The organism is Thalassotalea psychrophila, from assembly GCF_031583595.1.
GTDB classification, from domain to species: domain Bacteria; phylum Pseudomonadota; class Gammaproteobacteria; order Enterobacterales; family Alteromonadaceae; genus Thalassotalea_A; species Thalassotalea_A psychrophila.
In genome coordinates this window covers 3,890,599-3,917,594 of the sequence record NZ_CP134145.1, presented here as the reverse complement: position 1 = coordinate 3,917,594, position 26,996 = coordinate 3,890,599, and the positions used below count along the sequence as shown (strand labels likewise).

The following is a 26,996-nucleotide window of genomic DNA, read 5'->3' as shown; positions in this document are numbered from 1 at the left end:
TAATTTCTTAGGTCCTGTGAGTTTAATAGCACCCTATTGGTATAAAAATCACAGTTTTTTTTCAAACAAAACGGGGAATATTTACCCCGTTTTAATAACAAATGATAAAGCCTGTTTATGCAGGGTAGGCCGCTTTTAAGCCATTATAAACGTTGCTTTGGAAATCATCAGATGTAGTATCAAGAGATGTTACTAAATCAGCAAGTACTTCGTTATCTTCTTTGCCATTCCAGATTTTGATGTATGTGCCTTCTTTGTAGCCATAATCTTGACGGAAGAAGTTAAGTGTATTCTTACCTACATATTGACGGAACAACTCATTTAAGTCCATTTTCATCAATGACATACAGGCAGTGAAGCTTTTGCCATCAAAATCTTTATTGGCAACAGCTGCAGCAGCTAAATCTTCTAACGCTAGTTTAAAGTCAGTATGCTCAACAGATTGTTGTAGTTCAGTCGCTAATTGTTCAGCTATTGCGTCGACATTGTTTTCTTTCATTAAGCGTAAAGATAAACCAAAGTGAAAAATATCAACAAGCTCTAATTGTACTTGGGGTACATCACACTCTTGATGTTTCCACCATTTCCAACCGTGGTGATCAAGCATTTCAGCACACTCAACCCAAATGGCACGATACCACTCGTAGTTGTCTGCTCGCCATGTATCACTTACACGAGTATTCATAGCATCTTGCATTGCTAACATTTGTTTAATTTGCTTAATAGCGGTAGATAGATCAGACATCGGTGGCCCTAAAATAAAGTGAATTTTTATACGGTTATATAGCCAATATTTTGCCGTAAAACGAGCCGTATAGCTAATGAAAAATAAAATTTATAAGACTATTTTATAAATCTATCTAAAATGGTTGCTGCGGTCATGTCACCAGTTACGTTCACCACGCTTCTACCCATATCTAATAACCGATCTACCCCTAATATCAAGGCAATACCTTCAACCGGCAACCCTTGGCTGGCAAGAGTACCAGCAAGTATAGGAATAGAGGATGACGGAATTCCAGGAGCACCTATTGAAGCAACAATTGCGAGTAAAACAATAGATACGAGCTGCATTGTTGATAAATCGATACCAAATGCTTGTGCAATAAATAATACCACCGTAGCTTGGTACATAGCCGTTGCATCCATATTGATGGTGGTGCCAAGAGGAATAATTAAACGACTTACTTGTGGAGAAACCTTATGAATATCTTCAGTAACCCTAAGGGTCACAGGCATAGTGGCACTTGATGATGAGGTTGCTAAAGCAAGTGCCATAACTTCACGGCTATTCTTCATAAAAGTGAAAGGATTTCTTTTACCTAAAAACGTAACAAGTAACATGTAAATTATCAGTAGTGCCAATAACCCAATAACAACATTAAGGAAAAATAATGATACTGCGGTTATCGCACCTAGGCCTTTATTAATGACTGTGTTGGCAATCAATCCAAAAACAACAATTGGCGTATATTTCATTAGCCACAGTACAATGGTCATACATACATTTTGAATTGATTGCATCAGGTCAACTAAAGGCTTAGTGTCTTTTTTGGGCATATTTAACAAGGCAAAACCAATAATCATTGCCGCCACGACAAGCTGCAACATATCGGTATTATTCATATGCATAAACAGGTTATCAGGAAAAATACCTTTGATAATACCAATAACACCATGTTCAATAACGTTTAACTGTTTTACATCGTGTTCTGCAAGAGCGCCAAGGAAGCTATTATTTATTGCACTGCCTGGCTCGATAATTCCCGCTAAGAAAAAGGCTAATCCAGTTGCTAAAGCTGAAGTGCAGAGGATGTACATCAGCCCTAAACCTACAGTGCTTAATGCTTTATTGTTTTGGCCTTGATAAATACCTAATATTACCGAACTGATCACTAGCGGTATTACCACAAACTTTAACAAAGTCATGAAGATATACCCAGGAAGAGCTATCCATTCACCAATAGATAACGCTAATTCTCGTTCTACATAAGCGAAATTTTCACCCAGCAATGCGCCAATTATAAATCCTGCAAATAGACTGATAATGACTTTGAACCAAAGTTGCTCACGTATTGTGGTTTTATCTAATAATCCTGCTGAGGTCATTGCGCTTACTTTTGTTATTATTTTAAGTTTATTTACCATAATCTTTTAATTAAAAATCAACAAGTATTCGCTTTATTTAATTCTATAATTTAGCTTTGTTTATATTTAGTAATTAACCTGTCTAAATTATTCGCAAAGGCTTGTCTATCAGCTTGGTTTAATGGCGGTGGTCCACCGCTTTGAACACCACTGGCTCGCATAGTATCCATAAAGTCTCGCATGTTTAAACGAGCGCGAATATTACTTGTAGTGTAAAGTTCGCCTCTAGGGTTTAACGCTGTAGCACCTTTATCGATTACTTCGGAAGCAAGTGGGATATCTTGAGTAACCACTAAGTCGCCTTGCTCTACTCGTTTGACGATTTCATCGTCGGCAACGTCAAAACCAGAAGACACTCGTACAAAAGAGATGTATTTTGAAGGGGGAATTCGCATTGCATGGTTAGCAAATAGAGTGATTTGTAATTGTGTTCGGTCGGCTGCTTTAAATAAAATCTCTTTAATTACTACTGGACAAGCATCGGCATCCACCCAAATTTTCATAACTTCTATGCCTCGGTTTAAATATCAGTAGGTTTTTCTATTTCATAAATAGCATCAGAAATGTCGGCTACTTTATCATTTAATATTGCCTGAGCGTCATACAACCCTTGGTTATAATAAACGGCGCCCATTTCTTTGGCAAAAAAATCTAATAGAAATTCAGCATCAAATTGACCTAATTCTTGATCGAGTTCTGCTTCAAAGTAGCGTTGCAGTTTTAGCACTAAACCATCTTTTTGTGCTGTTGAAAACTTAATTGTAGACAACTTTAATCCTTATTTACCACTCTCTACCCAGTATGCGCTGCCATTACATTGCATATACTTGTAACAGTCAGCATTTGCAGCAATGTTACAGCTATTTACCACAAGAGCGTTGCCGCCTTGAAATTGGGTATTTACTTGCAATTCTCTGATCAAATGAGATTTTGAAAATTGATTATTTGCAGGTAAATGATCAGACTTTGTTACCTGCTTTTCTACTTGATGTATGCATTGTGAAGAGGTAACGCTAGCTAGAGAGTCACCACCATAGCGCCTTATTTCTTGTAAAGTATATTGCTCAACCACGTTAGAACTAATTTCTCCCCGTAAGAATGGGCCGGCATTAGTTCTAACTTCTAATGAACTACATGAAGTTAAAGTCAAGCATAGCATGACGCTTAGTATTTTTTATCATAATATTAAACTTGAAATTAAAAGTCTTTCAATAGCAAAACTTTTGGATGCTTATCACTAGAATATTCATGATAAATATCATCAAGATAAGTGCCTAATTTAGCCACCTCTAGATCTGCGGGGATGATAACATCATAAACTCTTACGCGCATGCCAACATCTGATTCGATAAATAATAACCATTCATTATTTTTCCTATGGACCGACATTTTTTTACCGAATACATCAAATATAAGTTTATTGGGTTTCTGCATTTATAGCTCCGCAGTTTGCTGCTCACTGGTTTCATATTCAAACCCACCGATGAACTTTTGTATGAAATTATAAACTAGGCACATAATTGCAACAGAGATATAGCCAAATATTAGATAGAAAAATGGAAAGATAATCATCATAGATGATGGAAAGGCAATTTGGTTTCCTGTGGCATCCATGCTTGGTGACACTGCCATCATCATTAAAAACATCGGAATAAACATTGGTAAGGTAGCAACCGCCATCAAAATTCCGAATACTTTACCGTTTTGGTGAGGTGATAATTTTTTAATTTGTTTTTTCATTATTAACTTGTCTTATTATTTTTTAAACCTACCTTACTTATTTGCAACCAACTTATCAATAAAAGAGACAGTCACTAATTATTTAATGGACTTGGAATAATAGGTACAAAACAGAATATTTCCCATCCATGGGAATTCTGCATATAGCTCATCCATGATCAAAAAAGGCGGGTAAACCCGCCTTGATGATAGTTTTCTAACTTGAAAATTAAGCTTGCTGTATTTGAATTAACTCTTCTGCTAAAACAAAATCTAATATGCCCATTGCTGCTTTTCGACCTTCATCTATAGCAGTAACAACCAAGTCTGAACCGCGCACCATGTCACCACCAGCAAAGATATTTTGTTTACTGGTTTGCATAGCAAAACTCGATTTTTCAGTGGCTAAAACACGGCCACGAGAATCAATTTCAACACCGGCATCTTTCATCCATTGTGGTGGGCTAGGTAAGAAACCAAAGGCAATTACTACTGCATCTGCTTCCATAACAAACTCGCTACCTTCAATAGGCTCTGGGCTGCGACGGCCATTAGTATCTGGTTGGCCAAGCTGAGTTTTTACAAACTTAACGCCACACGCTTTACCTTGTTCATCAACAGCTACATCTAAAGGCTGAATGTTAAATTCAAAATTAACACTTTCTTCAATTGCGTTTTGTACTTCGCGTGGTGATCCCGGCATATTTGCTTTATCACGACGGTAAGCACAAGTTACCTCTGTAGCACCTTGACGAACAGCTGTGCGTACACAGTCCATTGCGGTATCACCACCACCTAAGACAATAACTTTTTTATCGGCAAAGCTTGTATAAGGTTTAACGTTTTCGGTAATGCCCATGGTTTTTTGAGTATTTGCGATTAAGTAGTCTAACGCGCTGTACACCCCTGGAGCGGCTTCATTATCAAAACCACCAGTCATGTCGGTGTAAGTGCCTAAACCTAAAAATACTGCATCATATTGTTCGCTAATGTCGCTAAAGCTAATGTCCGTACCAACATTTGTATTAAGCTTAAACTCAATACCCATACCTTCAAATATTTTGCGACGACGTACAACAACATCTTTTTCAAGTTTAAATGATGGAATACCAAAGGTTAGTAAGCCACCAATTTCTGCTTGTTTATCATATACGACAGCTTTTACGCCGTTACGTGTTAGCACATCAGCACAAGCCAAACCTGCCGGGCCTGCACCTATAACTGCAACCGTTTTGCCTGTAGACACCACATGACTTAAGTCTGGAGTCCAGCCTTGGGCGAACGCTGAGTCAGTAATATATTTTTCAATATTACCGATAGTTACTGCACCAAACTCGTCATTTAAGGTACATGCTGATTCACATAATCTGTCTTGTGGACATACTCGACCACACATTTCAGGCAATGAATTGGTTTCGTGACAAAGTTCAGCTGCTTCTAAAATTTTACCGTCAGTAACTAACTCCAGCCATTGTGGAATATAGTTGTGTACTGGACACTTCCATTCACAATAAGGGTTACCACAATCTAAACAACGATCTGCTTGACCAGCACTTTGATCATCACTTAGGGGCTGATAAATCTCTACAAAATTAGCTTTTCGTAAATCGATAGCTTTTTTCGGTGGATCAATTCTTTTTACATCTATAAATTGATAAACATTTTTACTCATAAACTTTCCTACCTATAAAACGTGCCTACTGGGCCTGTACTCTTAACTCAGCTGATGAACGGCTGCGATGGCCTAATAATGTTTTAACATCAGTGGCTTTTGGTTTTATTAGTTTAAATTTCGGTGCAAAATCGCTGAAATTCTCGAGAATAAATTCTGCTCTAAGACTGCCTGTTTCTTCAAAGTGGTGGTTAATAAGACCACGAAGATGCTCTTGATGAATCGACAAATCATTAAGCTCTAGAATTTCAATAGATTCGCCGTTTAAGCGTGAATCTAAATCATCCGCTTCATCAAGCACATAGGCAAAACCACCAGTCATACCGGCACCAAAGTTAAGCCCAACTTGACCAATAATGGTTACGATACCGCCAGTCATATATTCACAAGCATGATCGCCAGCACCTTCAACTACAGCATTACAGCCAGAGTTGCGTACCGCGAATCGCTCACCTGCAGTACCAGCAGCATACAAATGCCCACCGGTCGCACCATACAAACAGGTATTTCCCATAATTGGTGTTAAGTGAGTTTGATAAGTCACACCTTTTGGCGGCATAATGGTTACTGTACCACCAGCCATACCTTTACCAACGTAGTCGTTAGCATCACCAGTTAGTGTAATATTAAGGCCACCAGCATTCCAACACGCAAATGATTGCCCTACAGTACCTGTTAGGTGTAGGTGTATTGGGTTCGAGCTCATCCCCTGATTACCGTGATGGCGAGCAATTTCTCCTGAAATTAGGGCACCAACTGAACGGTCAGTATTTTTACTGTTAAAGTAATAATCACCGCCAGATTTCTCGAGAATCGCATCTTGAACTTGCGCTAAAATACTGTTGTTTAATACTGCTTTATCAAATGCAGGGTTAGCTTCAATTTGATAAAGAGCGGTATGTTCAGGTGCTACAACAGGTGCCACTATGCCAGATAGGTCTAGGTTTTGTTGCTTAGCTGTTACGCCTGAAAGTAATTCTAGTAAATCAGTGCGACCGATTAATTCGGTCAATGATGCCACACCTAATGTTGCTAGTATTTCGCGAACCTCTTGCGCAATAAAGCGGAAGTAATTCATTACTTGGTCGGGTAAACCTTTAAAGTATTCATCACGTAACAATTGATCTTGGGTAGCAATACCGGTTGCACAGTTGTTTAAGTGACAAATGCGTAAGAATTTACAACCTAATGCAACCATCGGTGCAGTACCAAAACCGAAGCTTTCTGCGCCTAAAATTGCAGCTTTAACAATATCAACACCAGTTTTTAAACCACCATCAACTTGTAAACGCACTTTATGGCGTAAGCCATTGGCCACTAGCGACTGATGTGCTTCAGCTAAACCTAATTCCCAAGGGCAACCTGCATATTTAACCGAAGTTAACGGGCTTGCACCGGTACCGCCGTCATAGCCTGAAATTGTAATAAAGTCGGCATAAGCTTTGGCAACGCCTGAGGCAATAGTACCAACGCCAGGACCAGACACTAACTTCACCGAAACAATACACTTAGGGTTTACTTGCTTTAAATCGAAAATTAATTGTGCTAAATCTTCAATTGAATAAATATCATGATGTGGCGGCGGAGAGATAAGCGTTACACCTGGTACCGAGAAACGTAGTTTCGCGATTAACGGAGTTACTTTATCGCCGGGTAGTTGACCACCTTCACCTGGTTTAGCACCTTGTGCTACCTTAATTTGTAATACATCAGCATTCACTAAGTAATGCGGAGTTACACCAAAACGACCTGAAGCAATCTGTTTAATACGTGAGTTACGTACCGTACCAAAACGACTCGCGTCTTCACCACCTTCACCTGAGTTTGAATAACCACCTAAGCGGTTCATTGCAATGGCTAATGCTTCATGAGCTTCAGGGCTCAATGCGCCAATACTCATTGCTGCGCTATCGAAACGTTTAAACATTTCAGTGTCAGCTTCAACTTCATCAATTTTGATTGAGTCAGTATCTGCTTTAAAGCCGATTAAATCTCTTAATGTTGCCGGAGGTCTTGAGTTAACAGCATCAGCATACACTTTGTAATCTTCGTAATTGCCAGTTTGCACCGAACGTTGCAAGCTAGATACTACATCAGGGTTAAAACAGTGATACTCTTCGCCATGAACGTATTTTAATAAGCCGCCATGGGTAATTTTTTGATGCGGTAACCAAGCTTTTCGAGCAAGGTTAATATTATCTTGTTCAATGTCTTTAAATTTACTGCCTTGAATTCGGCTTTGAATGCCAGGGAAACATAAATCCATGATCTCATCAGACAAACCAATTGTTTCAAACAATCCAGCACAACGGTAGCTAGCAATAGTTGAAATACCCATTTTAGATAGGATTTTCAACAACCCTTTATTAATAGCGTTACGGTAATTTTCAACTGCTTGTCTTACTGGAACATCAATTTGGCCTTGCTCGACTAAAACTTCGATAGTTTCGTAAGCCATAAATGGATAAACCGCGGTAGCACCTAAACCAAACAATACGGCAAAGTGATGAGGGTCACGAGCAGACGCTGTTTCGATAACTATGTTTGAATCACAACGCAAATTTTGATCAACCAAACGTTTTTGTACTGCGCCCACAGCCATAGCTGCCGGAATTGGTAACTTATCTTTAGCAATTTCACGATCTGATAAAATCAGAATAACTGTATTCTTGTCACGAACTAAGCTCTCAGATTCGTCACAAATGCGCTCAATTGCTTGTTGTAAGCCTTCGCTTGCTGAATAATTCAGACAGATTGTTTCAGAATGATAATGCTCAGGATCAAATTCACGAAGCTGTTTAATACCAGTGTACATTAATACCGGAGTATCAAATTGTACACGATCAGCGTGTCCCGTAGTTTCATTGAACACATTGTGTTCACGGCCAACAGAGGTAGCCAAAGACATGACAAATCGTTCACGTAATGGATCTATTGGAGGATTAGTTACTTGGGCAAACTGCTGACGGAAGTAATCGTACAATGTACGTGATTTACTTGATAATACCGCCATTGGTGTATCATCACCCATAGAGCCGGTAGCTTCTTGACCGTTTTCAGCCATAGTTTTAATTACTTGCTGAATTTCTTCGTATGAGTAATTAAACAATTTATGATATTCATTCATCTGCTGATCGGTAAATACCCTTTGACCGATTTGTTCCGCTTCTAACTTGTCAAACGGAACTAGCTGACGAATATTATTATTTAGCCATTCTCGATATGGGTGACGAGCTTTTAAATCATCGTCAATATCGCTAGATTTCAGTAGTTTACCTGTGTAGGTATCAACTGAAAGCATTTCACCTGGCCCAACACGACCTTTTTCTATTACTTCATCTTCACCGTAATCCCAAATACCAACTTCTGAGGCAAGAGTGATAAAACCATCTCTAGTTCGTACATAACGGGCAGGACGTAAACCATTTCGATCTAGATTACAGGCCACATGACGACCATTGGTCATTACAATACCTGCCGGACCATCCCAAGGCTCCATATGCATAGAGTTGAACTCATAGAATGCTCGAATATCATCATCCATTGCCGGATTATTTTGCCATGCTGGTGGCATTAATAAACGCATACCTCGGTATAAATCCATACCGCCAGACATAAATAGCTCAAGCATATTATCTAATGATGATGAATCTGAGCCACTTTCGTTTACAAAAGGTGCTGCAGATTGTAAATCAGGAATTAGTGGAGTTTTAAACTTGTAAGTACGTGCACGACTCCATTGGCGGTTACCACTAATGGTATTAATTTCACCATTATGGGCTAAATATCTAAATGGTTGGGCAAGGTGCCACTGTGGTGAGGTATTAGTTGAAAAACGCTGATGAAATACACAAATTGCTGATTGCATACGAATATCGGCTAAATCTAAATAAAAGTTTGGTAAATCTTTCGGCATTACCAAGCCTTTATAGATAGTTACTAAACACGATAAGCTAGCAACATAAAAACGGCTGTCTTCAATGCGTTTTTCAGCTCGGCGTCTTGCCATGTAGAGTCGACGTTCAAAATCTTGGTTTTGCCATCCAGAAGGGCCATTAACAAAAACTTGCTCAATGCCTGGTAAATTACCTTTAGCAATTGGACCTAATACATTCAAATCTGTAGGCACAACACGCCAGCCCACGATTTCTAGAGTTTCTTGTTCGAGTTCTTCTCTTAGAATTTTTTTCGAAAGCTCAGCTTTTACAGGGTCAGGATTTAAGAAAACGGTACCAACGGCGTATTTAGCACTTAAGTTCCAATTGTTTTCTTCTGCAATTGCTCTAAAAAAACTGTCTGGTTTTTGCATTAGCAAACCACAGCCATCGCCAGTTTTACCATCTGCAGCGATACCACCACGATGTTGCATACGATCTAATGCTGAAATCGCAGTTTTAATTAGCTTATGACTCGTTTCACCCTCTTGATGGGCGATTAAACCAAAACCACAATTATCTTTTTGAAAATTGGGATCATAAAGTTGCATGCATTGTTCTCCTGAATACTTTCTCGTTGGCGATTTCCTACGCAATAAATAGAATATTAATATTTAAAAGGTGAATAATTATTGCAAATCCCAACGGGGGAACTTTCTAAGATATAAGGATGTTAGGCAAAGGTCAACAGAAATTAGAGTTATTACTCTTCAGGTATTGTCGGTATTTTCGAGCATTTGTATGAAAGCTATTTTTTTAGTTTTTTACAAAAACCAGTAAAAATAAGGGTATGAAAGATTTGTTCCCAACTATGGAAACTTTTGCTTGTTATTCCATTTGGGCTAAAAATAAATAAAAAATTAATTATTTAGTTATACCGAAGTGGTGAATTATTATACAGATTGGCTTTTGGACATAAAAAAAGCAGTAATTAAGCTGCTTTTTACTTCAGGGAAGAAGGAATGCCAATTTAACATGGATGTTATAAAATTGGCTCACTTCAGGGAAGAAGGAATGCCAATTTAACATGGATGTTATAAAGTTGACTATAAGGTTAAAGTAAAATTTAAGCTTTATACCCGTCTTTAATCCCTTTAGTAGTTATGGCTACTGCATCATGAGCATGTAAAGATTCAAGGTGGTTAATTTTAACCCAAAAGTCATCATAGCCTTCAATTAAATTCATTGCATGTTGAACACGACGAGCAGCATCTTCACAGAACATTAAATTTTGACCATTTAAACGAGCAAATTCTTGCTCATCTTCACGCTTAACTGCTGCTTGCACGGGAGTTTGTAATGAAGCTTCGACAGTATCAACAATGTCGGTAATTGGGAAAGAGCTTACCTGTGAATTTAGTTTAACTTTGATTTCAGCAATAGAGCGCTGGCTATGCGGTGTTGCAACAATGCCTTCAGTAGTTCCAAGCCATTGCTGGACGTCTTCTTTAGCAACACTGTCTTGTTGTTCAAATTTTCTGGCAAAAGCTTGTTGAATCAATTGGCGAGCAAGAGCTGCTGAACATGGACAAGTAGATGAATAGGCAATATCAATGCATAGTTCAATATCAAATTTACCTTGTTCAATTTTACCGACAATAGTTACAGGGTATACACGCCAGCCTTTTTTACCACTGATTAATGCTTCTCTTCGCATAGGGTAATCAAAACTAAACTTAACCAGTGCGGTATCGCTTAAGTCTGCATGCGAACTAATAAACTCGTTAAGCAAATCAGTTAGTGCTTGGTAAGTAAGAGTGTTGTTACTTGCTAAATCGTCAAGCAATAAGTACAAGCGTGACATATGAATGCCTTTCGCTTTTGGATCATTCAAATTAACAAAAGCATCAATATGAGCAGATACCATTCGCTCTGCTTCATCTTTAGCTGCAACCATTACTGGCATCTCAATATTACCCATACCCACTCTATCAAGAGTACCTTCGGTTTGCGCCGCGGTTTGGTTGGCTATATCTGGCATTGATGTAGACATATCGATCGTATTTCCTGTAAGTATTCGTTAATTTACAAATTGCTGTGTTTTTAAGGCGCATATTTTAACGGAATTTCGCCAATTGTTTTATCTTTTTTTAGAGTTTAAAAGAAAAACTTATATGCTTTTTTAAAGACCAAGTAAAAAAGGTCGGCTATTTTGAATGAATTACAAGCTAAAATCAATGATTGGAGGCGATTTAACTGTATTAGAACGTTAACATAACTAAGATGTTGTGAGTATTTAGTTGCGAAAATGTACTTTGTTAGTAACTGCTGTATTTTATTGCAGCAAATGATTATTTTTCATGCTATGTTTTTTTAAATTATTTAATAATTAAGTTTCACTTAGATATTTCCCGGAGAAGAAGTAATGGAATTTCTTGATAAAGAATTAATTAAACAGTACATGGATGTGTTGGGAAGCGAAGTGTTTAATCAAACCGTTGATTTATACATTGAACAATCAGAAATATATTTAAATCAATTAAGGGATGCGATCAAAAATCAAGATTATACCCTTTGGCAAGAAAGTTGCCATATTTTAAAGTCGGCATCGGGTAATACTGGCTTGAAGCAAGTTTTTGCTAAAGCTGGCAATGCAGAATACTCTAAACAAGAATTTGTATTGTTAGCGAAAGATTTAGATGAGTTGCAAGAACTGAATAAAATTAGTATAGAACAGATACAAAAATGGCTAGCGTAAGCTAGCCATTTTCATTTAAAGCGATGGTGGTAATTAAGCGTTTAAATTGCCAACAAAACGATAGCCTTCACCATGAATGGTGTTAATAAATTCTGGGCTAGCTGCATCTGTTTCAAAATGCTTACGTAAACGGCGAATTGTTACATCTACAGTACGGTCATTTTCACGTAAATCACGACCAGTCATTTCTTGAATAAGATCTTGACGAGTTACGATTTTTCCACGATTAGCCATTAATAAACGCAACGCTCTATATTCTCCACGAGGAATAGGGAAAGTATTACCTTGTGGTGACGTCATTTGACGAGAGTTAGGATCTAATTGCCATTCATTGAATTGAATCATCGCAGTATCTACCGCAGGTGCTGATTTTTCAGATTGTGACATACGTTTTAATAAATTACGTACACGAATAGTTAACTCGCGAGGGTTAAATGGCTTGGTGATATAATCATCGGCACCAATTTCTAAACCTAATACTTTATCTACATCGCTATCGCGACCAGTGATAAAGATTAAGCCAGTATTTTTATTTTCAATCAACTCACGAGCTAGTAATAAACCATTTTTGCCAGGAAGATTGATGTCCATTAATACTAAATCAATGTCGTTATCTTGTAATTGCTGACTCATGGTTTCGCCATTTGCTGCAATTAAAGTATTGTAACCTTCAGCATCAAATAAGTTCTTTAGGTTTAAACGTGTTACTTCTTCATCTTCAACGATTAAAATTTTAGTTTGTGCTTGGTTGATCATATCTACCTCTTTAAAATAAACTTTAACAAGTAAGGGTTGCTTACTTGTTGTTCAGAAAACGTTGCTATTTCAGACAATCAATTTTCTGTTCAAAAATATATGTTGCATATGATAGAGCAAGTGGCCAAGTATACAATGGTGAAATTGTTGTAAAAATGTAAGTTAAAATATGTAAATGAGGTAGTCTGTTTTCGACTTAAGCTTATGAAATATAACGTTAAATAAATGTATCAAAATTGAATGTGGAAAAATTGAATTTGCAACAAATTGTAAACAGCAAGGGTTTTTTAGGTTAGTTATAGATGAATTTGGAAAATATACGATTGCATTTAGGTTAATAGCTTGTAGCTATTAACCTCTAATTAACGATCTTTTAAGCTGTTGGTTACTTTAGTTAAAAGCTGCAACTAAGATTTATGTTGGCAATGATGAATGGCAAACCCTTTTTCATTGGCTAATAATTCAGGTTGATTAATCTCTGCTTTAATAATTGGAGCATACTTTAGAAAATTATTAGCAACAATTGTTAGCGTGGCATTTTTTAGCAGGTGCTTCTTGATGCTCTTTAAAAACAGCTCTGTTGCATGGTAATTAGTTTTAATACCTTGATGGAATGGCGGGTTTGATAATACTGCATTGTATTTACCACTTACATTAGATAACCCATCAGATGCATAAACCTTTGCCGATAAATTATTTAGTTGAAGGGTTTTATTCGCACTAGCAATGGCTAATGCATTTACATCAAGCATTTCTATTTCAGTGTTAGGGTATAATTTTTTAACAAAACAACCAATAATGCCTGCACCACAGCCAAAATCTAACACTTTACCTGAAATTTTGCTGGGTAATTTTTCTAACAATAAACGAGTACCATTATCTAGTTCGCCGTTACTGAACACTCCAGGCAATGATGCCACCTGAATTTCAGTATTATTTATAGTTAAGCTAAATCGTTCATACCAAGAGTCTAAATTAAATTCAGGAACATGGTTATTAAAGGTAATGTCAAATAAAAAGCAATGTCTTGCAGAGTCTACTTTACTAGAGTTGAGAGTATAATCAGTACTTAATTTTATAGCCGACTTAACACCACCCTTTTTTTCACCAACTACTAAAATTACAGCATTTTCAGTTAGTGTTGGTGCCAGCATAGCGAGCAAAAACTGATATTCTTTTTTCGATTTTGGAAAATAGATAATCACCAAGTCGTGTGATTGTTCTGTTTTGTACTGCTCACTAAATTGACAGCTGATCTTACTTCCATGTTTTGCGCTGATGCTTTGATATTCTGCAAAATTAACATTGTAGGAGCTAACAGTTGCTTGTGGCGCAGCGCTTTGCAGATGAGTAAAAAATTCATTATCAGGACAACCAACAACTAGTGGATTGGTACTTTCTAGTAAATCTTCGTTTCTAAGTAACAGTTGTGATGGATTGGATAATGACATTAAGTAAACTCAATTAAATATTTAAACGCTATTTTCTTAATTAAGCATAGATTAGTAAAGGAAATAATCATAAAACAGCGCAGTTATATATCATATTCCCAAATTGATTCACTTTTTCAGGGCCAAAACATTGAAAAAGAATTAACTAGATGATTAAATAGCCAACATTGAACGACCCTAATTTTAGGGTTCAGAAGAGGAGCGTTAACCAGGTAGTTATCTTTAGGGGCCTTATCCCTATGATAGATAATGAGGGGGATTAACGCCGAGGCATAAGTGAAAAAGGTAACACTTGTGTCGGACGAATGGGTTGAATCCCTTCGGCTGTCACTTAACAGCACATAATCAACTTCCATAACAAGGTAGGCGGTTTAAGTTTAAGTGGAGAGCTTCTGGTTTTTGCACTTACAGCTGTGCAAATTCCTCTCTCCCTTTCTCTAATACCAATTCCACTAATTATGTGTTCGGTATAAATATGCTTAATAATAAAAATTGATAATAGCTATATTATTAATAAGTAATGAGATTTAATATGACAACGTTTCAACTAAATGATTTTTCCCTATGGACCGCATTAGTTACGCCTTTTGATCAAGATGGCGCAGTAGACTATGACTGTTTGGCAAAAATTGTCGACGACCAACAACAAGCGGGTAATGGTATTTTAATCTGTGGTAGTACAGGTGAAGGCCTTGCCATTGGACAAAGTGAACAATTAAACATAGTAAAGTTTGTTTGCGACTTAAAACCCACAGTACCTTTAATGGTTTCTGTAGGGGCATTTAATCTTCCAGATCAAATTGAGTGGATTAACGCTTGTAATAAATTACCCGTACACAGCTATTTATTAACTGCACCTATTTATGCAAAACCAGGTGTAATAGGGCAGACTCAATGGTTTACTGCATTACTAGATGCAGCAAAATATCCTTGTATGTTATACAACGTACCATCGCGCGCTGGTATTAGCATTCCAGCACAAACAGTTAAAAACTTAGCAGAACATGAAAATTTATGGGCGATGAAAGAAGCCAGCGGTGACATTAATGAGTTTCTGGCCTATGCAGCCGCTGCGCCAAAAATGAAAATGTTTTCTGGCGAAGATACTCTTATACCTTATCTAGCTCCTGTTGGGGCAATTGGCTTAGTTTCTGTATGTGCTAATGCATGGCCAGAAGCCACAAATTTATATGTGCAAAAATCATTAGCCGGCGAAGGCACTAACCTTGTTCCTGTATGGAATAACGCTATATCTTCATTGTTTGAAGTGGCAAACCCTGTTCCTGTAAAAGTGTTAATGCACAAACAAGCAGTGCTAAATACGCCAACTTTACGTGCGCCTCTAACTCATTTAGAACTTGAATCAGATAAAGCAATATTAGCAGCAGATTCAGCTATTACCGATTGGCTTTGCCAAAGCCGTACTAATTTACGTTTGGTTAAGTAATTAAACTTAAAGAATAACGCTCAAAAAACAAGTGTTCAACGCTGGCGAGGTGGCCAGCTTTGTGCCAATAGCGGTCATAGATTGATTGTAATTATATATTTGAAACAACTTTATTATTTAAAAATAAAGCAAAAGAAAAATATTCTATACTAACCGTTAATTGTGAATTAAAACTCAATTAACAGTGATTCAATTATTTCAACCTCGAAGAAAGTATTTTGATAAAGAATATGCAACATCGAGTCCGAAGGTTGAACTTGGAGAAATATCGATGCTACGTTTAATGTTCGTTAGCTTCACGTTAATCGTCATAACTATATATGATGTACAAAATGTGTTCGCTAAAAGTCCATCTGCACCGACTCTTGAGTACGTAATGAGTTATCAGGCCAATCTTGCACCAGCACAGAAAGTTGATGAAAACCGCTTTATTTTTAATGTGACCAGTGGATGGTTGACAACTACAGATGGATCGACAGGGAAGCTCATTAACCCTTGTGGGGATTGGTTAGAGGTTCTCCCCAACGGCTCTAGAATGCTTGATGTTCGATGCACAATTAGAATGGATGATAACTCTCTTATTTACATTAAGTATACAGGTCGCACCAAGCTCTATAAAACTGGTGCTGAAAAACGTGAGAAAGGACAAGCAACTTCAGGTACTGATGCTTACTTCATTACTAGCCCTACTTTTCATACCACTAGTGAGAAATACATGTGGATGAATGATGCTGTTTTTATTAATAAATGGGTAGAGACTGGAGCTAATGTTAGTTATGTGAAATACGATGTTTATATTGTAAAACCCTAACTAGAATATAGGATGTTAGATCATAATGATTAAATCGTCTGTAATTCGCTCACAGCAGCCTGTGAAAGTTTCATTATATTACTTACCTATCACTTTATCTAATTCATGGGCAATAATAGTTACTATTCCACACCCCAACTCAGAGTCCTTAAAAATAGTGTACGTAGCAGCAATTTCTTCGAGTGCAGTATCGTCGGATTTGAATCGTATGTAACTTGCACTAACAATGGCAATCTTTTCCGACAAGCTATGGATATATAAATCTTGAATTTTACTATATGAAAAACCTTTAGATTTCATATCAGAAAGCCCACTGCTTAGTAAAGGTTCCAGCTCAACAGAGCTTGCAACATGTATGTTCATTCCGTTGACTAGCATGGTCGTCGGATAATGAAAATACTTTATTATTTCATTAATATTACCTGGACGGAAGGCTCTACAATATTCGTGAATGAACTGGCTAATTTCTAAATTTTTCATATTTAATAAGCTCGATATATCCTCTGACTCTATAAAGTAACAACGATAATTAACCGCCTTGAGTGATCGGGGACTATTACTAAAAACTTGTTATTTTACAATAACATCATGTATTGTATATTTACAAATATTTAAAGCTGCTCTATGGCGGCTTTGAGGGAGCAGCGGTCATTGGCAGAACGGAGAACTCAATGAAATTCATCGCACTAGTGTTAAGCGCCTTAATATCATTAAGTGCGTATTCATCTGAAGATTTGAAAGTCGTGGCTGATTTGAAATTCCTTTCTGATACTGGTGTTGAGTCCACTAAGATGTGTATTGATGGAGGGTGTGATGCTTGGGCTACATTCTACTTATATGAGTTGGATGTTAAAAAAGTATTGAGCGGTGAATTAGCCGACAACAAGTTCAAAGTTATCTACGGTAGGCACGCTGAAGTAAAAGCTGACATGAATAGTGTAGTCGTAGTTTTACATCAATTAAAAGGGCCTCAAAACCATAATGCTCAATATCAAGTTTTACAAATTAATTAGGCTCTTATGAACGAGAAGCTGTCATAGGCTTTTTAATAATCTGTTAGCTTTACAGGAGAGTAATGAAGTATTTATTGGCTATTTGCTACATTCTTTTTTTTATTCCATTTATTGGAAAGTTTATTTTTCCAATTTTAATCAGTAATTGGATTGTAAATTGGTTTTTAATAATCTTGTTGTCCATTTTATTACCAATTGGTTATGCAAAGTCGCTGACTGATTGTGCCAATGGAACAGAAAAAGCTAAGAAACCAGCGACCACAATAAATGAATTTTTATTTATTTTTTGTTTATCCATTGGACTACATGTATTTTCTAGTCAAACATTGATAGCTACAGATAATTTACTTAACGCAATGGCAACAGAAAAAGTTAACTCTGCAGAGATATTTCAGCTAACGTACAAGGATCACGCTGAAAAAAACAATAGAGGCTTTGCTCAAATAATTTATTGGCGTCAAGGAGTTTTAATTCAATACAAACTGAATTCTGGAGCTTACAAACTTTTTGAACCATCTCAATCCGACATTGATATGTATCGGGAAAATGTTGAATTGAAAAATAAAAAACAAGCATTGAATGCCTTTAATAAAGAGCAATCGATAATTGCCATGTATTTTTCATTATTCCAAATAGTTTCGTTCTTACTCATTACTAAATTAAGTTTGTATTTGCTGGAGAGTAAAGCTAAAGCAATAAAGTCGGACCCGTAACAGTTTGCTCGATTCCACTTCGTTTCACACTTTAGCAAACTATTACAAACCGAAGATTGTGGCGTTAGCGACCGTCTCCGATTGGCACTTTGCAGACCCACAGAATCATTGAAGGAGGTCCCTCATCTCGCTCCACTCGTGTGGGATGACGGCGCATTTTTTCTACTTCCGCTTATGGCACAAAATAGTCTAATTAGGGCTGCTTTTATGTATCAATAAATCGTCAGTGCGTCGCATAATCTGACTAAAATATCCTTTTCAGAAAATAATGCTTATTAAGGTAACGGAAAATAATTAATAAAACATTTATACAATTGCGTGCCACATAATACCGACGCAGAGGGAAAGTGTAGGATGGCGATTAGATCTTCAGGTGCATAAATATAACTTACCGCATTGTCATTATCTAAGTCATCTACATTTAGTACTTTCGCCAGTACTTCACCTTGTTTTACGTGCTGTCCGGGTTTAACTTTGTATTCTATAATTCCACCTTCTTGGGTGTATAAAATTTTATAATCTTTAAGAAATACCGCATATCGATTAATGTTTTCTGGTTTAAGGTTCGCGTCAATAAGGCTGTTCTTATAATTCAGGTAGGTCAAAATACCCTTGGCATCATAACTTCCAGAGTCAAAGTCAATGACTTCCTGGCTGCCCATTTCCAAGGTAAATGCTTCAACTGGGATCTGCCATTTTTGTTGCGGAAATTTTTTAGAAAGCTTGTCAGCCAACGTCCACCAATGACAAAACATGGCCTCATCCAACGCGCCATTAAATTGATTGGGAATGAATATCACATGTGGAATATTAAAATGTTTCGCCGATTCTTTGGCATATTCCGGCACATAAATATGGCGAGTTGCCACTGGACCATTATGCAGATCAATCACGATATCGGCATCAAACGCTTGGGCTTGTAATTGAAGATTTAAACGCGGAGCTAAACCAATTCCCCAAGTTTTACTCAGCTCGGCTTCGATGGCTTTTTTTACTTGCTGCCTAAAGGCATGCTTTACCTGTTCAAATGAATCATCTGCAGTTACCGTATCAACAAAGTCGTTAATTAACTCTTCTTTAAAGTAATAGCCACGATTCCAATTTTGACCGTTGATGGGATCGAAGCGTCCTAAGGTATATTCACCAGATTTGATATTAGTGCCGACTGGATTACAGTTAGGTACCAAAACTATTTCCCCGCGGATCTTGGTGGTTTTCAAGTATTCGATAAGGTGATAGATAACCACATTCCCTTGTACTTCTGCGCCGTGTATCGAGCTTTGAATATACACTTTAGGGCCTGGCTCTTCCCCTTTGAAGCGATAAATTGGGACGTGCATTTTTCGTCCCGACGCGTTCGATGCGACAGTTAAATGTTCTTTGAAAAATTTATTCATGGATTAGCCAGATTAGAGGTACATATTTGTATGATGTTACGGTGTTTGAGTGCTGTAATCAATTTGAGTTAACGCTTATCTTGATGTTGTTATTATCCAGGCGTTGATTTTTCTTTTTTTATCTTTGGTCTTAGTTTAAAGTCTGTTATTCAACTATGAAGGGAAGGTAAGTTATTTTGCTCAGTTTGTATTTTACCGATTACTTCACTTTATGATTAAGAGTAAAAAATTTGAATCAAAATATTAAAGGTCCATCTGCTGAAACGGTAAAGTCTGCAGAGGTAATTGCTAAAAGCACACAAAAACCTGGACAAACTAAAGAGCAAACAAAGTTAATTGCGCAAGGTATCCAAAAGGGCATTGAGCAATATAAAAAACAGCAAAAAGTAAAAGCTAGAGATGCTGATAAAGCTAAGAAAAAACAGAAAAAAGCTAAGCTGCTAAATAGCGAAGCAACTGAAACGGCTGCCCAAGAAATACAACAATCGAAGTTACCTTGGCTTTTGCTAGGCCTATCTTGGCTAGGTTTTGCTGCTTATATTGTATTGAGTATATAAACTTGCTACAAAGATGTTATTTGGCTTAAAATTAACGAAATTTTTTAGGAGTGTATATGAAATTAATCATTGTGGCTTTGTGGTTAGCCTGTTTTTACAATTTAGTTGTGCCATTTGAACAAGGCTTAGAGAGCATTCTTCATTGGGTGCTTATCGTGTTACCTATAGCTCATTTAGTTGAATGTATTCTATTCAAGAAAAGAGTAGAAGAAGCTGAAGGTGACAACATGAAGCATTACCTGCAAATATTTATATTTGGCGGCGTTCATCTTTTACACTTAACTAAGAAAAAAGCTGATAAAAAAGCTGATAAAAAAGCTTAGTCAGTTACCCTGATAGCTGAATCAACAATCGATAAAACTACCAGTTTTGTCGGTTGTCAAAATCTTTAGCCTGATCTGGCTTTAGTTGTTTTTTTACAGCTCGCTGTTGATTTTTTCCTAGTATAACTTTTATTTGATACCAACTCTCTTTAGCGAGCATATGCCAAGACTTTTTATTCCAGTTATTGTTATAAAGCTTTTTAACTGCGGCGACAGAGTCGGGTGAACGCTCTATAAATGGCTCAATAAATTCAATCGCTGCTTGATAGGGGTCATCAGTAACTTGTGTGACTAATCCGTAATTAAGCGCTTGCTCGGCAGTAATTGTTTTTCCGGTCATTGCTAATTGCTTGGCAACATCAATGTTAACTAACTCTCTAAGTGCAAGGTTTGCTCCCATATCAGGAATAAGTCCCCATTTAGCTTCCATAATCGATAAAGAAGCATCTGGCGAAGTTATTCTAAAGTCGGCGCCAAGGGCTATTTGTAATCCACCACCCCAACATCGTCCTTGAATTATGGCCACAACTGGCACTGGAATTTTACGCCAGTTAGTACTGACTCTTTGCGCGAGATTTGAACTGCCAGGTATGAATTTGAAAAGTAACTTTAGAATGTTCGATTGCTCATTCATCACTGACTTTACATCCAAGCCACTACAAAAATCTTCGCCATTGCCACACAAAAAGACTGCTCTTATTGCTTTGTTTTTGCGTAATTTTTTACTTACTTTATCTAATGCATGAAACATTGCCATGTCGATAGCATTATGTTTATCAGCTCTATTTAAGTGAACCATTGCTATATTGTTTTCGATCTTTAAGGTAATTAGTTGCTCAGTCACTTTCTTATTCCATTAAATTAAAATGATAAAAATATTTACTAATAAAGCCCATAAACAAATAGCGCTTAACATGTACACTTTAAACCTTTGCATAACGTTATTGTTGGTACATTGAATAAAACTATGAATTATTCTCAAGCCAACAAACCCCCATGCTAAATAAGTTATGCTTGGTGTATTTAACTCGGTGATTAATGCTAAAAGAATAAGCCCATAAAAAATTACCGGTAGCTCAAATAAGTTTTTTAAATTATTCGCCGGCCTGTTTATTTTTTCAGGTAAGAGCTCTGGAATTTTTTCAGGTGAATTTAGTTTTTGAGCACTGATTCTATGAGCGATAACATAGCGTAACCTTAATATATACATGTATACCCAAACAACTGCGGTAAGCACCATCAATGTAATCATGGGTAGAACAAGAGGTGATGTCGTCATATCTATTATCTTTTATTATTATGATAGGGTCAGCCTATACTATTTTTCAGCTCAGACATAACAAAATTAGTTTGGTTTAATTTCTAAAGTGTTATATTATAACAAAACGTTAGGTTCCTTCATTTTAAATCGACAAAACGCTCTAAACTATACGACTATGATTTATAAACGCTTCCAACAAAACAATAAGATGTTATCTGCAATTCTTCTTGCAGCTATTTTATTGTTTGCGCCGTTAGCTCAAAGTAGTCATTTAGCCGAGCACGACTTTTCAATTGAAGATGTTCACTGTCAGGTTTGTTTATCGTCTGTTATGGATGATGATTATAATATTGATGGCGATTTGCAAACTCTAGAGCCTTATCACTCGACTTCAATCCATGTACCACAGTACCTATCTAAACTTAGTGTAAGCATTAGGTTTTATTCTTCACGAGCACCGCCCAACACCCTATAAATTATATTTTTAACGTTACTCAACATTTGCTGAGTAATTTAATACCAAATTTTTAGGATCAATTTAATGAAATTAAGTAAATTAACTACTGCGGTAGTTTTAGGTGTTGCGGCTGCGCAAGTAAATGCAGCTACAGACGATATTAATGTAAGTGCTATTATCAATGTTGGTTATACCGACCGTGAAGATTTTCAAGGTATTGCCGGCTACGGTGTTGATGACCATGCCGCGGGTTTAAAAAACGGTTTTTGGACCGATCATACAGAAATTGCTATTAGTGCGCCTATCGATGATATGTTTTTCGGTAAAGTAACTATGGTATTAGATGAGCATGATGGTGAAACTGAAGTTGAACTTGAAGAAGCATTTATTCAAACCACAGCTATGCCATATGATTTATCTTTTCGCGCTGGACGATTTTTATCAAATGTAGGTTATTTAAATGGCAAGCATACACACACCGACAGCTTTGCTGACAGACCATTAGTTTATCGAGCATTTATGAATGGCCATTATTATGATGATGGTGCTCGTTTATCTTGGTTAGCGCCAACAGACGCATATATTGAGCTAGGCACCGAAGTGTTTAAAGGCGCAACTATGCCTGCTTATTCCGATGGTGAAGGCATAGGTGCGCACTCATTATTTGTTAAAACAGGTGGTGACTTTAATGAATCTAATAGCTGGCAAGTAGGGGCGTCATATATTGGTTTTAAAAATGACGAAGCCCATTGTAGTAGCCATGACCATGGTGAAGATGAACACGAACCACACGCTCTTGATGAAGAACATGAAGAAGATCATGGTGAAGCATTTGGCGCTTGTGACTTTAGCGGTGACAAAGATTATTACATTGTAGATGCTACATGGAAATGGGCACCGAACGGTAATTATAAATATCAAAATTTTACGCTTTCGGCTGAGTACTTTTTGGTTGAAGAAAAAGGTGAGTTACACCATGAAGAAGAACACGAAGAACATATAAATGTGTTTGATGAAGATCATCATGATGAAATTGACGTTGAACACACTGGTTACTATGTGAGTGGTGTGTATCAATTCACTCCTAATTGGGCGGCAGGTTTACGCTATTCTGAAATTGATTTTGATGAACCATATTCAGATGGTTTTAAGCCTAAAGTATCTACGGCAATGTTAGAATATCGACATTCGCACTTTTCAACAATAAGGTTGCAGTACAGCCAAGATAAGTCAACAGAACACTTCACAGACGATCAAGTGACGTTACAATTTAATATGGCATTAGGAGCACATGGTGCACATCAATTTTAAACATAAGCTTGGCTTAGCTTGTACAATACTGCTGGCAGCTATGCTACCCGCACAGGCACAACTGAATATATTTGCCTGCGAACCTGAATATGCTGCATTGGCAAAAGAGCTGGCAGCAGACGATGCAAATATCTTTAGTGCGACAACAGCTAAACAAGACCCACACTTTGTACAAGCAAGGCCTAGCCTAATTTCTAAAATGCGCCGTGCTGATGTGGTTATTTGTGCTGGCGCCGACTTAGAGATAGGGTGGTTGCCCATGTTACAAATGAAGTCAAATAACCTCGATGTGCAATCTACTGAAAAAGGCTTATTTTTAGCTTCTGATCATGTTGAAAATTTAGATATACCAGTTAAGGTAGATCGCTCTATGGGCGATGTACATGAATTAGGTAATCCGCATGTGCATTTAGACCCGTTTAGAGTTGCTGATTTAGCAACAGCCTTTACAGCTAAACTTGTGCAATTAGATGTTAAGAATAGTGAGGTTTATCAGCATAATCTAAATGATTTCATTAAACGTTGGCAAACAGCCACGGCTAAATGGCAACAACAGGCTAAACCATTAAAGGGGCTAAAAGTAATTGCCTATCATTCATCGTTTAAGTATATGTTTGAATTTTTAGGCATGCAGCAAGTAGGGGACTTAGAGCCTAAGCCAGGTTTACCACCAACTAGTTCACATTTGCTCAGTGTGCTTGATATTGTAAAACAGCAACAAGTAAAGCTTGTGGTTTACACCGGCTATCAAGATGAAAAAGCCGCCAACTGGTTACAGGATAAAACCGATATTTTAAGTCTACAGTTACCTTATACGGTCGGGGGGAATAAACACGCTAAAGATCTATTTTCTCTGATGGAACAGCATATTTCAATGCTATTACTTGCATCGCAAAAACAATAAGGCTAATAATTAATGGTTGAATTAATCGATATTTTACTACCTGCTCTTGTTGCTGGCCTATTAGTGCTTAGCACACATGTGCCTTTGGGATATCAGGTATTAAAGCGCGGTATTATATTTATTGATTTAGCCATTGCTCAAATTGCCGGGCTTGGCGCAGTAGTGGTACAAACAACTGATATTGGTCATCACCTACCAGGAGCAAGTTATATTGTTGCAGCCTTTTTCGCTCTAAGTGGTGCAGGCATTATTGCCTTATTTGAACGATTTGCTAAACAGCAGTTAGAAGCATTAATTGGCTGTTTATATGTATTGTCGGCAACAGGCGCTTTTTTACTGCTAGCTAATGATCCGCACGGCGGTGATTTATTAAAACAAGTATTATCAGGGCAGATCCTCTGGGTTACCTTTTCTGACTTATATCTGCACATGGTATTATATGCAGCTATTGTTGCACTTATGGTGTTTAAACCAAGGCTATTATCTGGCAAGTGGTTTTACTTTATTTTTGCTATTGCAATTACTAGTTCAGTACAAATGGTTGGCGTGTTTCTGGTATTCAGTACCTTGATTATTCCAGCCTTGGCTACCGTAAAACTGATAAGGTTTCAAATGCGCTTTGCTTACCTTATCGGGGTGTTAGCTTACTTAATTGGTTTAGTTGCATCTGCCACATGGGATTTGCCAAGCGGTGCGGCAATTGTGTGGGCATTAGCTCTGGTGGCGGTTATTGTTACTTTGCTGATGAATAAATTCTCTTTAATAAAGGCTTAACCATTCCTTAAAAAAAATAGGCGCCAAGGCGCCCATTTATCTCATTAATAAAATCTCAAACGTTATTTAGAGCTATTTTTTGTACGGATTCGCTTTATTGCTAGCTGGTTTATTATAAGTTTTCGGTTTACTCGATTGTGGCTTTTTAGTAAAAGGTTTGTTGGAATTTCCACCACTACTTTTATCTTGGCTGCCTTTACCTTTATTCGGTTTTGATACTGCACCTAGTTTTTTCGGCTGTGGGTTTTTAATAAAACGAACACCGTCAGCTTCAATACTAACGCGGCCATGTTTGAATAAATTACCAATCGTACTTTTGAAGGTTTTTTTACTTACACCAAAGGTTTTTTGAATAAGCTCTGGTGAACTTTTATCGTTGATTGCACTAAAACCATCATTATCTTGTAAGTAGGCAATGAATGTTGGGGCAAAGTCATTTACTTTACCAATGCCAGGGCGTGTTAAGGTTAAATCTACTCGGCCATCGCTGCGCATAGTTTTAACATAACCTAAGATATTTTTACCAACTCTTAACGGTTGAAATATCTCATTGTCGTACAATAAACCCCAATTCTTATCATTTATAACTGCTTTGAAACCAAGGTCGGTTTTATCACCAATGATTAAATTAACGCGTTCACCAATTTCATAGTTCGCTGGCCAGATATCTAGATATTTATCTAATTTGCTCGAAGCCGCAATACGATCAGTTTGAACGTCACGATAAATCCGAACTAAATAGTACTTATCAACAACCATTTTGTTCTGTTGTTGATTATAAGGCACCAACAAATCTTTAGGTAAGCCCCAATCTAGAAAAGCACCGGTATCATTTACCTGTATTACTTTTAAACTTACAAAATCGTCGACTTGGCCTTTAGGTGTTTCGGTTGTAGCGATTATGCGGTCATTAGAATCAAAATAAATAAATACAACAACATCATCACCTTCTGCACAACCCTCTGGCAAATAGCGTGTTGGTAGCAGTATTTCACCTAAATCAGCACCATCTAAGTAAGCGCCAAATTCTGTGAGCTTAACAACTCTTAGCGTATTGATTTTACCTATGTCGGCCATTGGAATTCCTAGTGGTTACTGTTGTAATTGGGTATTTCGCGCAATTGTACCACGGAGCTTTAAATCAGGTGATATCTTTTTACTTGTCAGTATGCTGATTTTGCACTTTTAGTTTACATTGAATAAATTCGCCATGGCGTAAATGCAATAAATCAGCGATTCGCCTGATAATATGCTCTTCAATCACATCTAAATGTCCATCGGCGTATGCAACTTGCCATAATAATTCTACAATTTTAATTCTATCACTGAGTTCGTATTGCTCATTAATTAAAGTGGTGTAGCGATAAAAGTCATTAGCGTGGTGTGATTCATCTTCTGCAAGAGCTAAGACATCATTGACTTCACTTTTATCCAATTGAAAGTGGTGCTGTAATAGCTCAATTAGTTTTACTTTTTCTTCGTCTTCATATTTATGATCGGCACGCATTACTTCAAACAATAGAACAGCAGTGGCAATTTCTAAGGAAAGGGTGTTATTTACAACGGTGTCTTGTTGTAGGTTTCTAATAAAAATTCGGATTCTTGTGAGCATAATAGGCGTTCTTATAAGTGTTTTTTTGATTGTAGTC

Annotated in this window: 29 protein-coding genes and 1 riboswitch; of the genes, 11 read left to right on the top strand and 18 right to left on the bottom strand. The window is 37.2% G+C overall.

Annotation, left to right across the window (positions count from 1 at the left end; all coding sequences use genetic code 11):
* Positions 1-115: 115 nt before the first annotated feature.
* The 10 genes from RGQ13_RS16280 to folE2 form a co-directional block, all read right to left on the bottom strand.
* A complete protein-coding gene (locus RGQ13_RS16280) occupies positions 116-745 on the bottom strand; it encodes a dUTP diphosphatase (RefSeq protein WP_348390797.1) in 630 nt (209 codons plus the stop codon).
* A 98-nt stretch (positions 746-843) separates the two neighbouring features.
* Complete coding sequence (locus RGQ13_RS16275) at positions 844-2,109, bottom strand: dicarboxylate/amino acid:cation symporter (protein ID WP_348390796.1); 1,266 nt, start codon at positions 2,107-2,109, stop codon at positions 844-846.
* An 89-nt stretch (positions 2,110-2,198) separates the two neighbouring features.
* Complete coding sequence (locus RGQ13_RS16270; protein ID WP_348390795.1) at positions 2,199-2,651, bottom strand: YaiI/YqxD family protein; 453 nt, start codon at positions 2,649-2,651, stop codon at positions 2,199-2,201.
* A 17-nt stretch (positions 2,652-2,668) separates the two neighbouring features.
* Positions 2,669-2,917 carry a DUF2164 domain-containing protein gene (locus tag RGQ13_RS16265; RefSeq protein WP_348390794.1) on the bottom strand — a complete coding sequence of 83 codons (249 nt, stop codon included), beginning with the start codon at positions 2,915-2,917 and terminating at the stop codon, positions 2,669-2,671.
* A 9-nt stretch (positions 2,918-2,926) separates the two neighbouring features.
* A complete protein-coding gene (locus RGQ13_RS16260; protein WP_348390793.1) occupies positions 2,927-3,298 on the bottom strand; it encodes a hypothetical protein in 372 nt (123 codons plus the stop codon).
* A 47-nt stretch (positions 3,299-3,345) separates the two neighbouring features.
* Positions 3,346-3,582, bottom strand: a complete 237-nt coding sequence (locus RGQ13_RS16255) for a DUF7661 family protein (protein WP_348390792.1) — start codon at positions 3,580-3,582, stop codon at positions 3,346-3,348.
* Positions 3,583-3,888 carry a hypothetical protein gene (locus RGQ13_RS16250; protein WP_348390791.1) on the bottom strand — a complete coding sequence of 102 codons (306 nt, stop codon included), beginning with the start codon at positions 3,886-3,888 and terminating at the stop codon, positions 3,583-3,585.
* A gap of 208 nt (positions 3,889-4,096) precedes the next feature.
* A complete protein-coding gene (locus RGQ13_RS16245; protein ID WP_348390790.1) occupies positions 4,097-5,539 on the bottom strand; it encodes an FAD-dependent oxidoreductase in 1,443 nt (480 codons plus the stop codon).
* A 25-nt stretch (positions 5,540-5,564) separates the two neighbouring features.
* Positions 5,565-10,025 (bottom strand): glutamate synthase large subunit, encoded by a 4,461-nt coding sequence (gltB, locus tag RGQ13_RS16240; RefSeq protein WP_348390789.1) that lies wholly within the window; start codon positions 10,023-10,025, stop codon positions 5,565-5,567.
* 515 nt (positions 10,026-10,540) lie between these two features.
* A complete protein-coding gene (gene folE2, locus RGQ13_RS16235) occupies positions 10,541-11,467 on the bottom strand; it encodes a GTP cyclohydrolase FolE2 (protein ID WP_348390788.1) in 927 nt (308 codons plus the stop codon).
* Positions 11,468-11,839: 372 nt separating this feature from the next.
* Here folE2 and RGQ13_RS16230 point away from each other — a divergent pair, with 372 nt between their 5' ends.
* A complete protein-coding gene (locus RGQ13_RS16230) occupies positions 11,840-12,172 on the top strand; it encodes an Hpt domain-containing protein (protein WP_348390787.1) in 333 nt (110 codons plus the stop codon).
* A 33-nt stretch (positions 12,173-12,205) separates the two neighbouring features.
* On the opposite strand, the gene arcA is transcribed toward RGQ13_RS16230, so the two are convergent.
* Together arcA and RGQ13_RS16220 are read right to left on the bottom strand one after the other, a co-directional pair.
* Positions 12,206-12,928 (bottom strand): two-component system response regulator ArcA, encoded by a 723-nt coding sequence (gene arcA / locus RGQ13_RS16225; RefSeq protein WP_348390786.1) that lies wholly within the window; start codon positions 12,926-12,928, stop codon positions 12,206-12,208.
* A 407-nt stretch (positions 12,929-13,335) separates the two neighbouring features.
* Entirely contained in the window at positions 13,336-14,379 is a 1,044-nt protein-coding gene (locus RGQ13_RS16220; RefSeq protein WP_348390785.1) for a methyltransferase, read from the bottom strand.
* Between the two features lie 186 nt (positions 14,380-14,565).
* A riboswitch (Lysine riboswitch) is annotated at positions 14,566-14,779 on the top strand.
* 132 nt (positions 14,780-14,911) lie between these two features.
* Between RGQ13_RS16220 and dapA the strand changes: the two genes are divergently transcribed.
* Positions 14,912-15,826 carry a 4-hydroxy-tetrahydrodipicolinate synthase gene (gene dapA / locus RGQ13_RS16215; RefSeq protein WP_348390784.1) on the top strand — a complete coding sequence of 305 codons (915 nt, stop codon included), beginning with the start codon at positions 14,912-14,914 and terminating at the stop codon, positions 15,824-15,826.
* A gap of 271 nt (positions 15,827-16,097) precedes the next feature.
* A complete protein-coding gene (locus tag RGQ13_RS16210) occupies positions 16,098-16,637 on the top strand; it encodes a DUF3237 domain-containing protein (RefSeq protein WP_348390783.1) in 540 nt (179 codons plus the stop codon).
* A gap of 78 nt (positions 16,638-16,715) precedes the next feature.
* Here the strand turns inward: RGQ13_RS16210 and RGQ13_RS16205 are convergent, their stop codons facing one another.
* Entirely contained in the window at positions 16,716-17,117 is a 402-nt protein-coding gene (locus RGQ13_RS16205) for a DUF6841 family protein (protein ID WP_348390782.1), read from the bottom strand.
* A 191-nt stretch (positions 17,118-17,308) separates the two neighbouring features.
* On the opposite strand from RGQ13_RS16205, the gene RGQ13_RS16200 reads away from it, so the two are divergent.
* A complete protein-coding gene (locus RGQ13_RS16200) occupies positions 17,309-17,650 on the top strand; it encodes a hypothetical protein (protein ID WP_348390781.1) in 342 nt (113 codons plus the stop codon).
* Positions 17,651-17,712: 62 nt separating this feature from the next.
* Entirely contained in the window at positions 17,713-18,363 is a 651-nt protein-coding gene (locus tag RGQ13_RS16195) for a hypothetical protein (protein WP_348390780.1), read from the top strand.
* Between the two features lie 275 nt (positions 18,364-18,638).
* Here the strand turns inward: RGQ13_RS16195 and RGQ13_RS16190 are convergent, their stop codons facing one another.
* Positions 18,639-19,760, bottom strand: a complete 1,122-nt coding sequence (locus RGQ13_RS16190) for a succinylglutamate desuccinylase/aspartoacylase domain-containing protein (protein ID WP_348390779.1) — start codon at positions 19,758-19,760, stop codon at positions 18,639-18,641.
* Between the two features lie 230 nt (positions 19,761-19,990).
* Between RGQ13_RS16190 and RGQ13_RS16185 the strand changes: the two genes are divergently transcribed.
* Entirely contained in the window at positions 19,991-20,317 is a 327-nt protein-coding gene (locus RGQ13_RS16185; protein ID WP_348390778.1) for a DUF2956 family protein, read from the top strand.
* Positions 20,318-20,373: 56 nt separating this feature from the next.
* On the top strand, positions 20,374-20,640 hold the full coding sequence (locus RGQ13_RS16180) for a DUF1145 domain-containing protein (protein ID WP_348390777.1): 267 nt from the start codon (positions 20,374-20,376) through the stop codon (positions 20,638-20,640).
* Between the two features lie 37 nt (positions 20,641-20,677).
* Here RGQ13_RS16180 and RGQ13_RS16175 read toward each other — a convergent pair whose 3' ends face one another.
* Both RGQ13_RS16175 and RGQ13_RS16170 read right to left on the bottom strand, forming a co-directional pair.
* On the bottom strand, positions 20,678-21,484 hold the full coding sequence (locus RGQ13_RS16175) for a crotonase/enoyl-CoA hydratase family protein (RefSeq protein ID WP_348390776.1): 807 nt from the start codon (positions 21,482-21,484) through the stop codon (positions 20,678-20,680).
* A gap of 12 nt (positions 21,485-21,496) precedes the next feature.
* The gene (locus RGQ13_RS16170; protein WP_348390775.1) at positions 21,497-21,919 is read right to left on the bottom strand and encodes an MAPEG family protein; all 423 of its coding nucleotides are present in this window, start codon (positions 21,917-21,919) and stop codon (positions 21,497-21,499) included.
* A 190-nt stretch (positions 21,920-22,109) separates the two neighbouring features.
* Between RGQ13_RS16170 and RGQ13_RS16165 the strand changes: the two genes are divergently transcribed.
* From RGQ13_RS16165 to RGQ13_RS16150, 4 genes are all read left to right on the top strand, one after another.
* The gene (locus RGQ13_RS16165; protein ID WP_348390774.1) at positions 22,110-22,376 is read left to right on the top strand and encodes a hypothetical protein; all 267 of its coding nucleotides are present in this window, start codon (positions 22,110-22,112) and stop codon (positions 22,374-22,376) included.
* A gap of 66 nt (positions 22,377-22,442) precedes the next feature.
* Positions 22,443-23,669: a hypothetical protein gene (locus RGQ13_RS16160; protein WP_348390773.1), complete on the top strand. Its 1,227-nt coding sequence runs from the start codon at positions 22,443-22,445 to the stop codon at positions 23,667-23,669.
* Between the two features lie 40 nt (positions 23,670-23,709).
* Complete coding sequence (locus RGQ13_RS16155; protein ID WP_348393421.1) at positions 23,710-24,573, top strand: metal ABC transporter solute-binding protein, Zn/Mn family; 864 nt, start codon at positions 23,710-23,712, stop codon at positions 24,571-24,573.
* A gap of 12 nt (positions 24,574-24,585) precedes the next feature.
* On the top strand, positions 24,586-25,347 hold the full coding sequence (locus RGQ13_RS16150) for a metal ABC transporter permease (RefSeq protein WP_348390772.1): 762 nt from the start codon (positions 24,586-24,588) through the stop codon (positions 25,345-25,347).
* 72 nt (positions 25,348-25,419) lie between these two features.
* Here the strand turns inward: RGQ13_RS16150 and RGQ13_RS16145 are convergent, their stop codons facing one another.
* On the bottom strand, positions 25,420-26,424 hold the full coding sequence (locus RGQ13_RS16145) for a CvfB family protein (protein WP_348390771.1): 1,005 nt from the start codon (positions 26,422-26,424) through the stop codon (positions 25,420-25,422).
* Between the two features lie 79 nt (positions 26,425-26,503).
* Entirely contained in the window at positions 26,504-26,959 is a 456-nt protein-coding gene (locus RGQ13_RS16140; RefSeq protein WP_348390770.1) for a tellurite resistance TerB family protein, read from the bottom strand.
* Positions 26,960-26,996 lie beyond the last annotated feature (37 nt).

Coding starts and splice junctions, on each gene's coding strand:
- RGQ13_RS16165 (WP_348390774.1), top strand. CDS start 22,110: ATGTTATCTGCAATTCTTCTTGCAGCTATTTTATTGTTTGCGCCGTTA.
- RGQ13_RS16250 (WP_348390791.1), bottom strand. CDS start 3,888: ATGAAAAAACAAATTAAAAAATTATCACCTCACCAAAACGGTAAAGTA.
- RGQ13_RS16230 (WP_348390787.1), top strand. CDS start 11,840: ATGGAATTTCTTGATAAAGAATTAATTAAACAGTACATGGATGTGTTG.
- RGQ13_RS16140 (WP_348390770.1), bottom strand. CDS start 26,959: ATGCTCACAAGAATCCGAATTTTTATTAGAAACCTACAACAAGACACC.
- RGQ13_RS16275 (WP_348390796.1), bottom strand. CDS start 2,109: ATGACCTCAGCAGGATTATTAGATAAAACCACAATACGTGAGCAACTT.
- RGQ13_RS16195 (WP_348390780.1), top strand. CDS start 17,713: ATGAAGTATTTATTGGCTATTTGCTACATTCTTTTTTTTATTCCATTT.
- RGQ13_RS16220 (WP_348390785.1), bottom strand. CDS start 14,379: ATGTCATTATCCAATCCATCACAACTGTTACTTAGAAACGAAGATTTA.
- RGQ13_RS16210 (WP_348390783.1), top strand. CDS start 16,098: ATGCTACGTTTAATGTTCGTTAGCTTCACGTTAATCGTCATAACTATA.
- dapA (WP_348390784.1), top strand. CDS start 14,912: ATGACAACGTTTCAACTAAATGATTTTTCCCTATGGACCGCATTAGTT.
- RGQ13_RS16190 (WP_348390779.1), bottom strand. CDS start 19,760: ATGAATAAATTTTTCAAAGAACATTTAACTGTCGCATCGAACGCGTCG.
- RGQ13_RS16200 (WP_348390781.1), top strand. CDS start 17,309: ATGAAATTCATCGCACTAGTGTTAAGCGCCTTAATATCATTAAGTGCG.
- RGQ13_RS16255 (WP_348390792.1), bottom strand. CDS start 3,582: ATGCAGAAACCCAATAAACTTATATTTGATGTATTCGGTAAAAAAATG.
- RGQ13_RS16160 (WP_348390773.1), top strand. CDS start 22,443: ATGAAATTAAGTAAATTAACTACTGCGGTAGTTTTAGGTGTTGCGGCT.
- RGQ13_RS16145 (WP_348390771.1), bottom strand. CDS start 26,424: ATGGCCGACATAGGTAAAATCAATACGCTAAGAGTTGTTAAGCTCACA.
- RGQ13_RS16270 (WP_348390795.1), bottom strand. CDS start 2,651: ATGAAAATTTGGGTGGATGCCGATGCTTGTCCAGTAGTAATTAAAGAG.
- RGQ13_RS16205 (WP_348390782.1), bottom strand. CDS start 17,117: ATGAAAAATTTAGAAATTAGCCAGTTCATTCACGAATATTGTAGAGCC.
- RGQ13_RS16245 (WP_348390790.1), bottom strand. CDS start 5,539: ATGAGTAAAAATGTTTATCAATTTATAGATGTAAAAAGAATTGATCCA.
- RGQ13_RS16180 (WP_348390777.1), top strand. CDS start 20,374: ATGAAATTAATCATTGTGGCTTTGTGGTTAGCCTGTTTTTACAATTTA.
- RGQ13_RS16280 (WP_348390797.1), bottom strand. CDS start 745: ATGTCTGATCTATCTACCGCTATTAAGCAAATTAAACAAATGTTAGCA.
- folE2 (WP_348390788.1), bottom strand. CDS start 11,467: ATGTCTACATCAATGCCAGATATAGCCAACCAAACCGCGGCGCAAACC.
- RGQ13_RS16155 (WP_348393421.1), top strand. CDS start 23,710: ATGCTACCCGCACAGGCACAACTGAATATATTTGCCTGCGAACCTGAA.
- arcA (WP_348390786.1), bottom strand. CDS start 12,928: ATGATCAACCAAGCACAAACTAAAATTTTAATCGTTGAAGATGAAGAA.
- RGQ13_RS16150 (WP_348390772.1), top strand. CDS start 24,586: ATGGTTGAATTAATCGATATTTTACTACCTGCTCTTGTTGCTGGCCTA.
- gltB (WP_348390789.1), bottom strand. CDS start 10,025: ATGCAACTTTATGATCCCAATTTTCAAAAAGATAATTGTGGTTTTGGT.
- RGQ13_RS16170 (WP_348390775.1), bottom strand. CDS start 21,919: ATGACGACATCACCTCTTGTTCTACCCATGATTACATTGATGGTGCTT.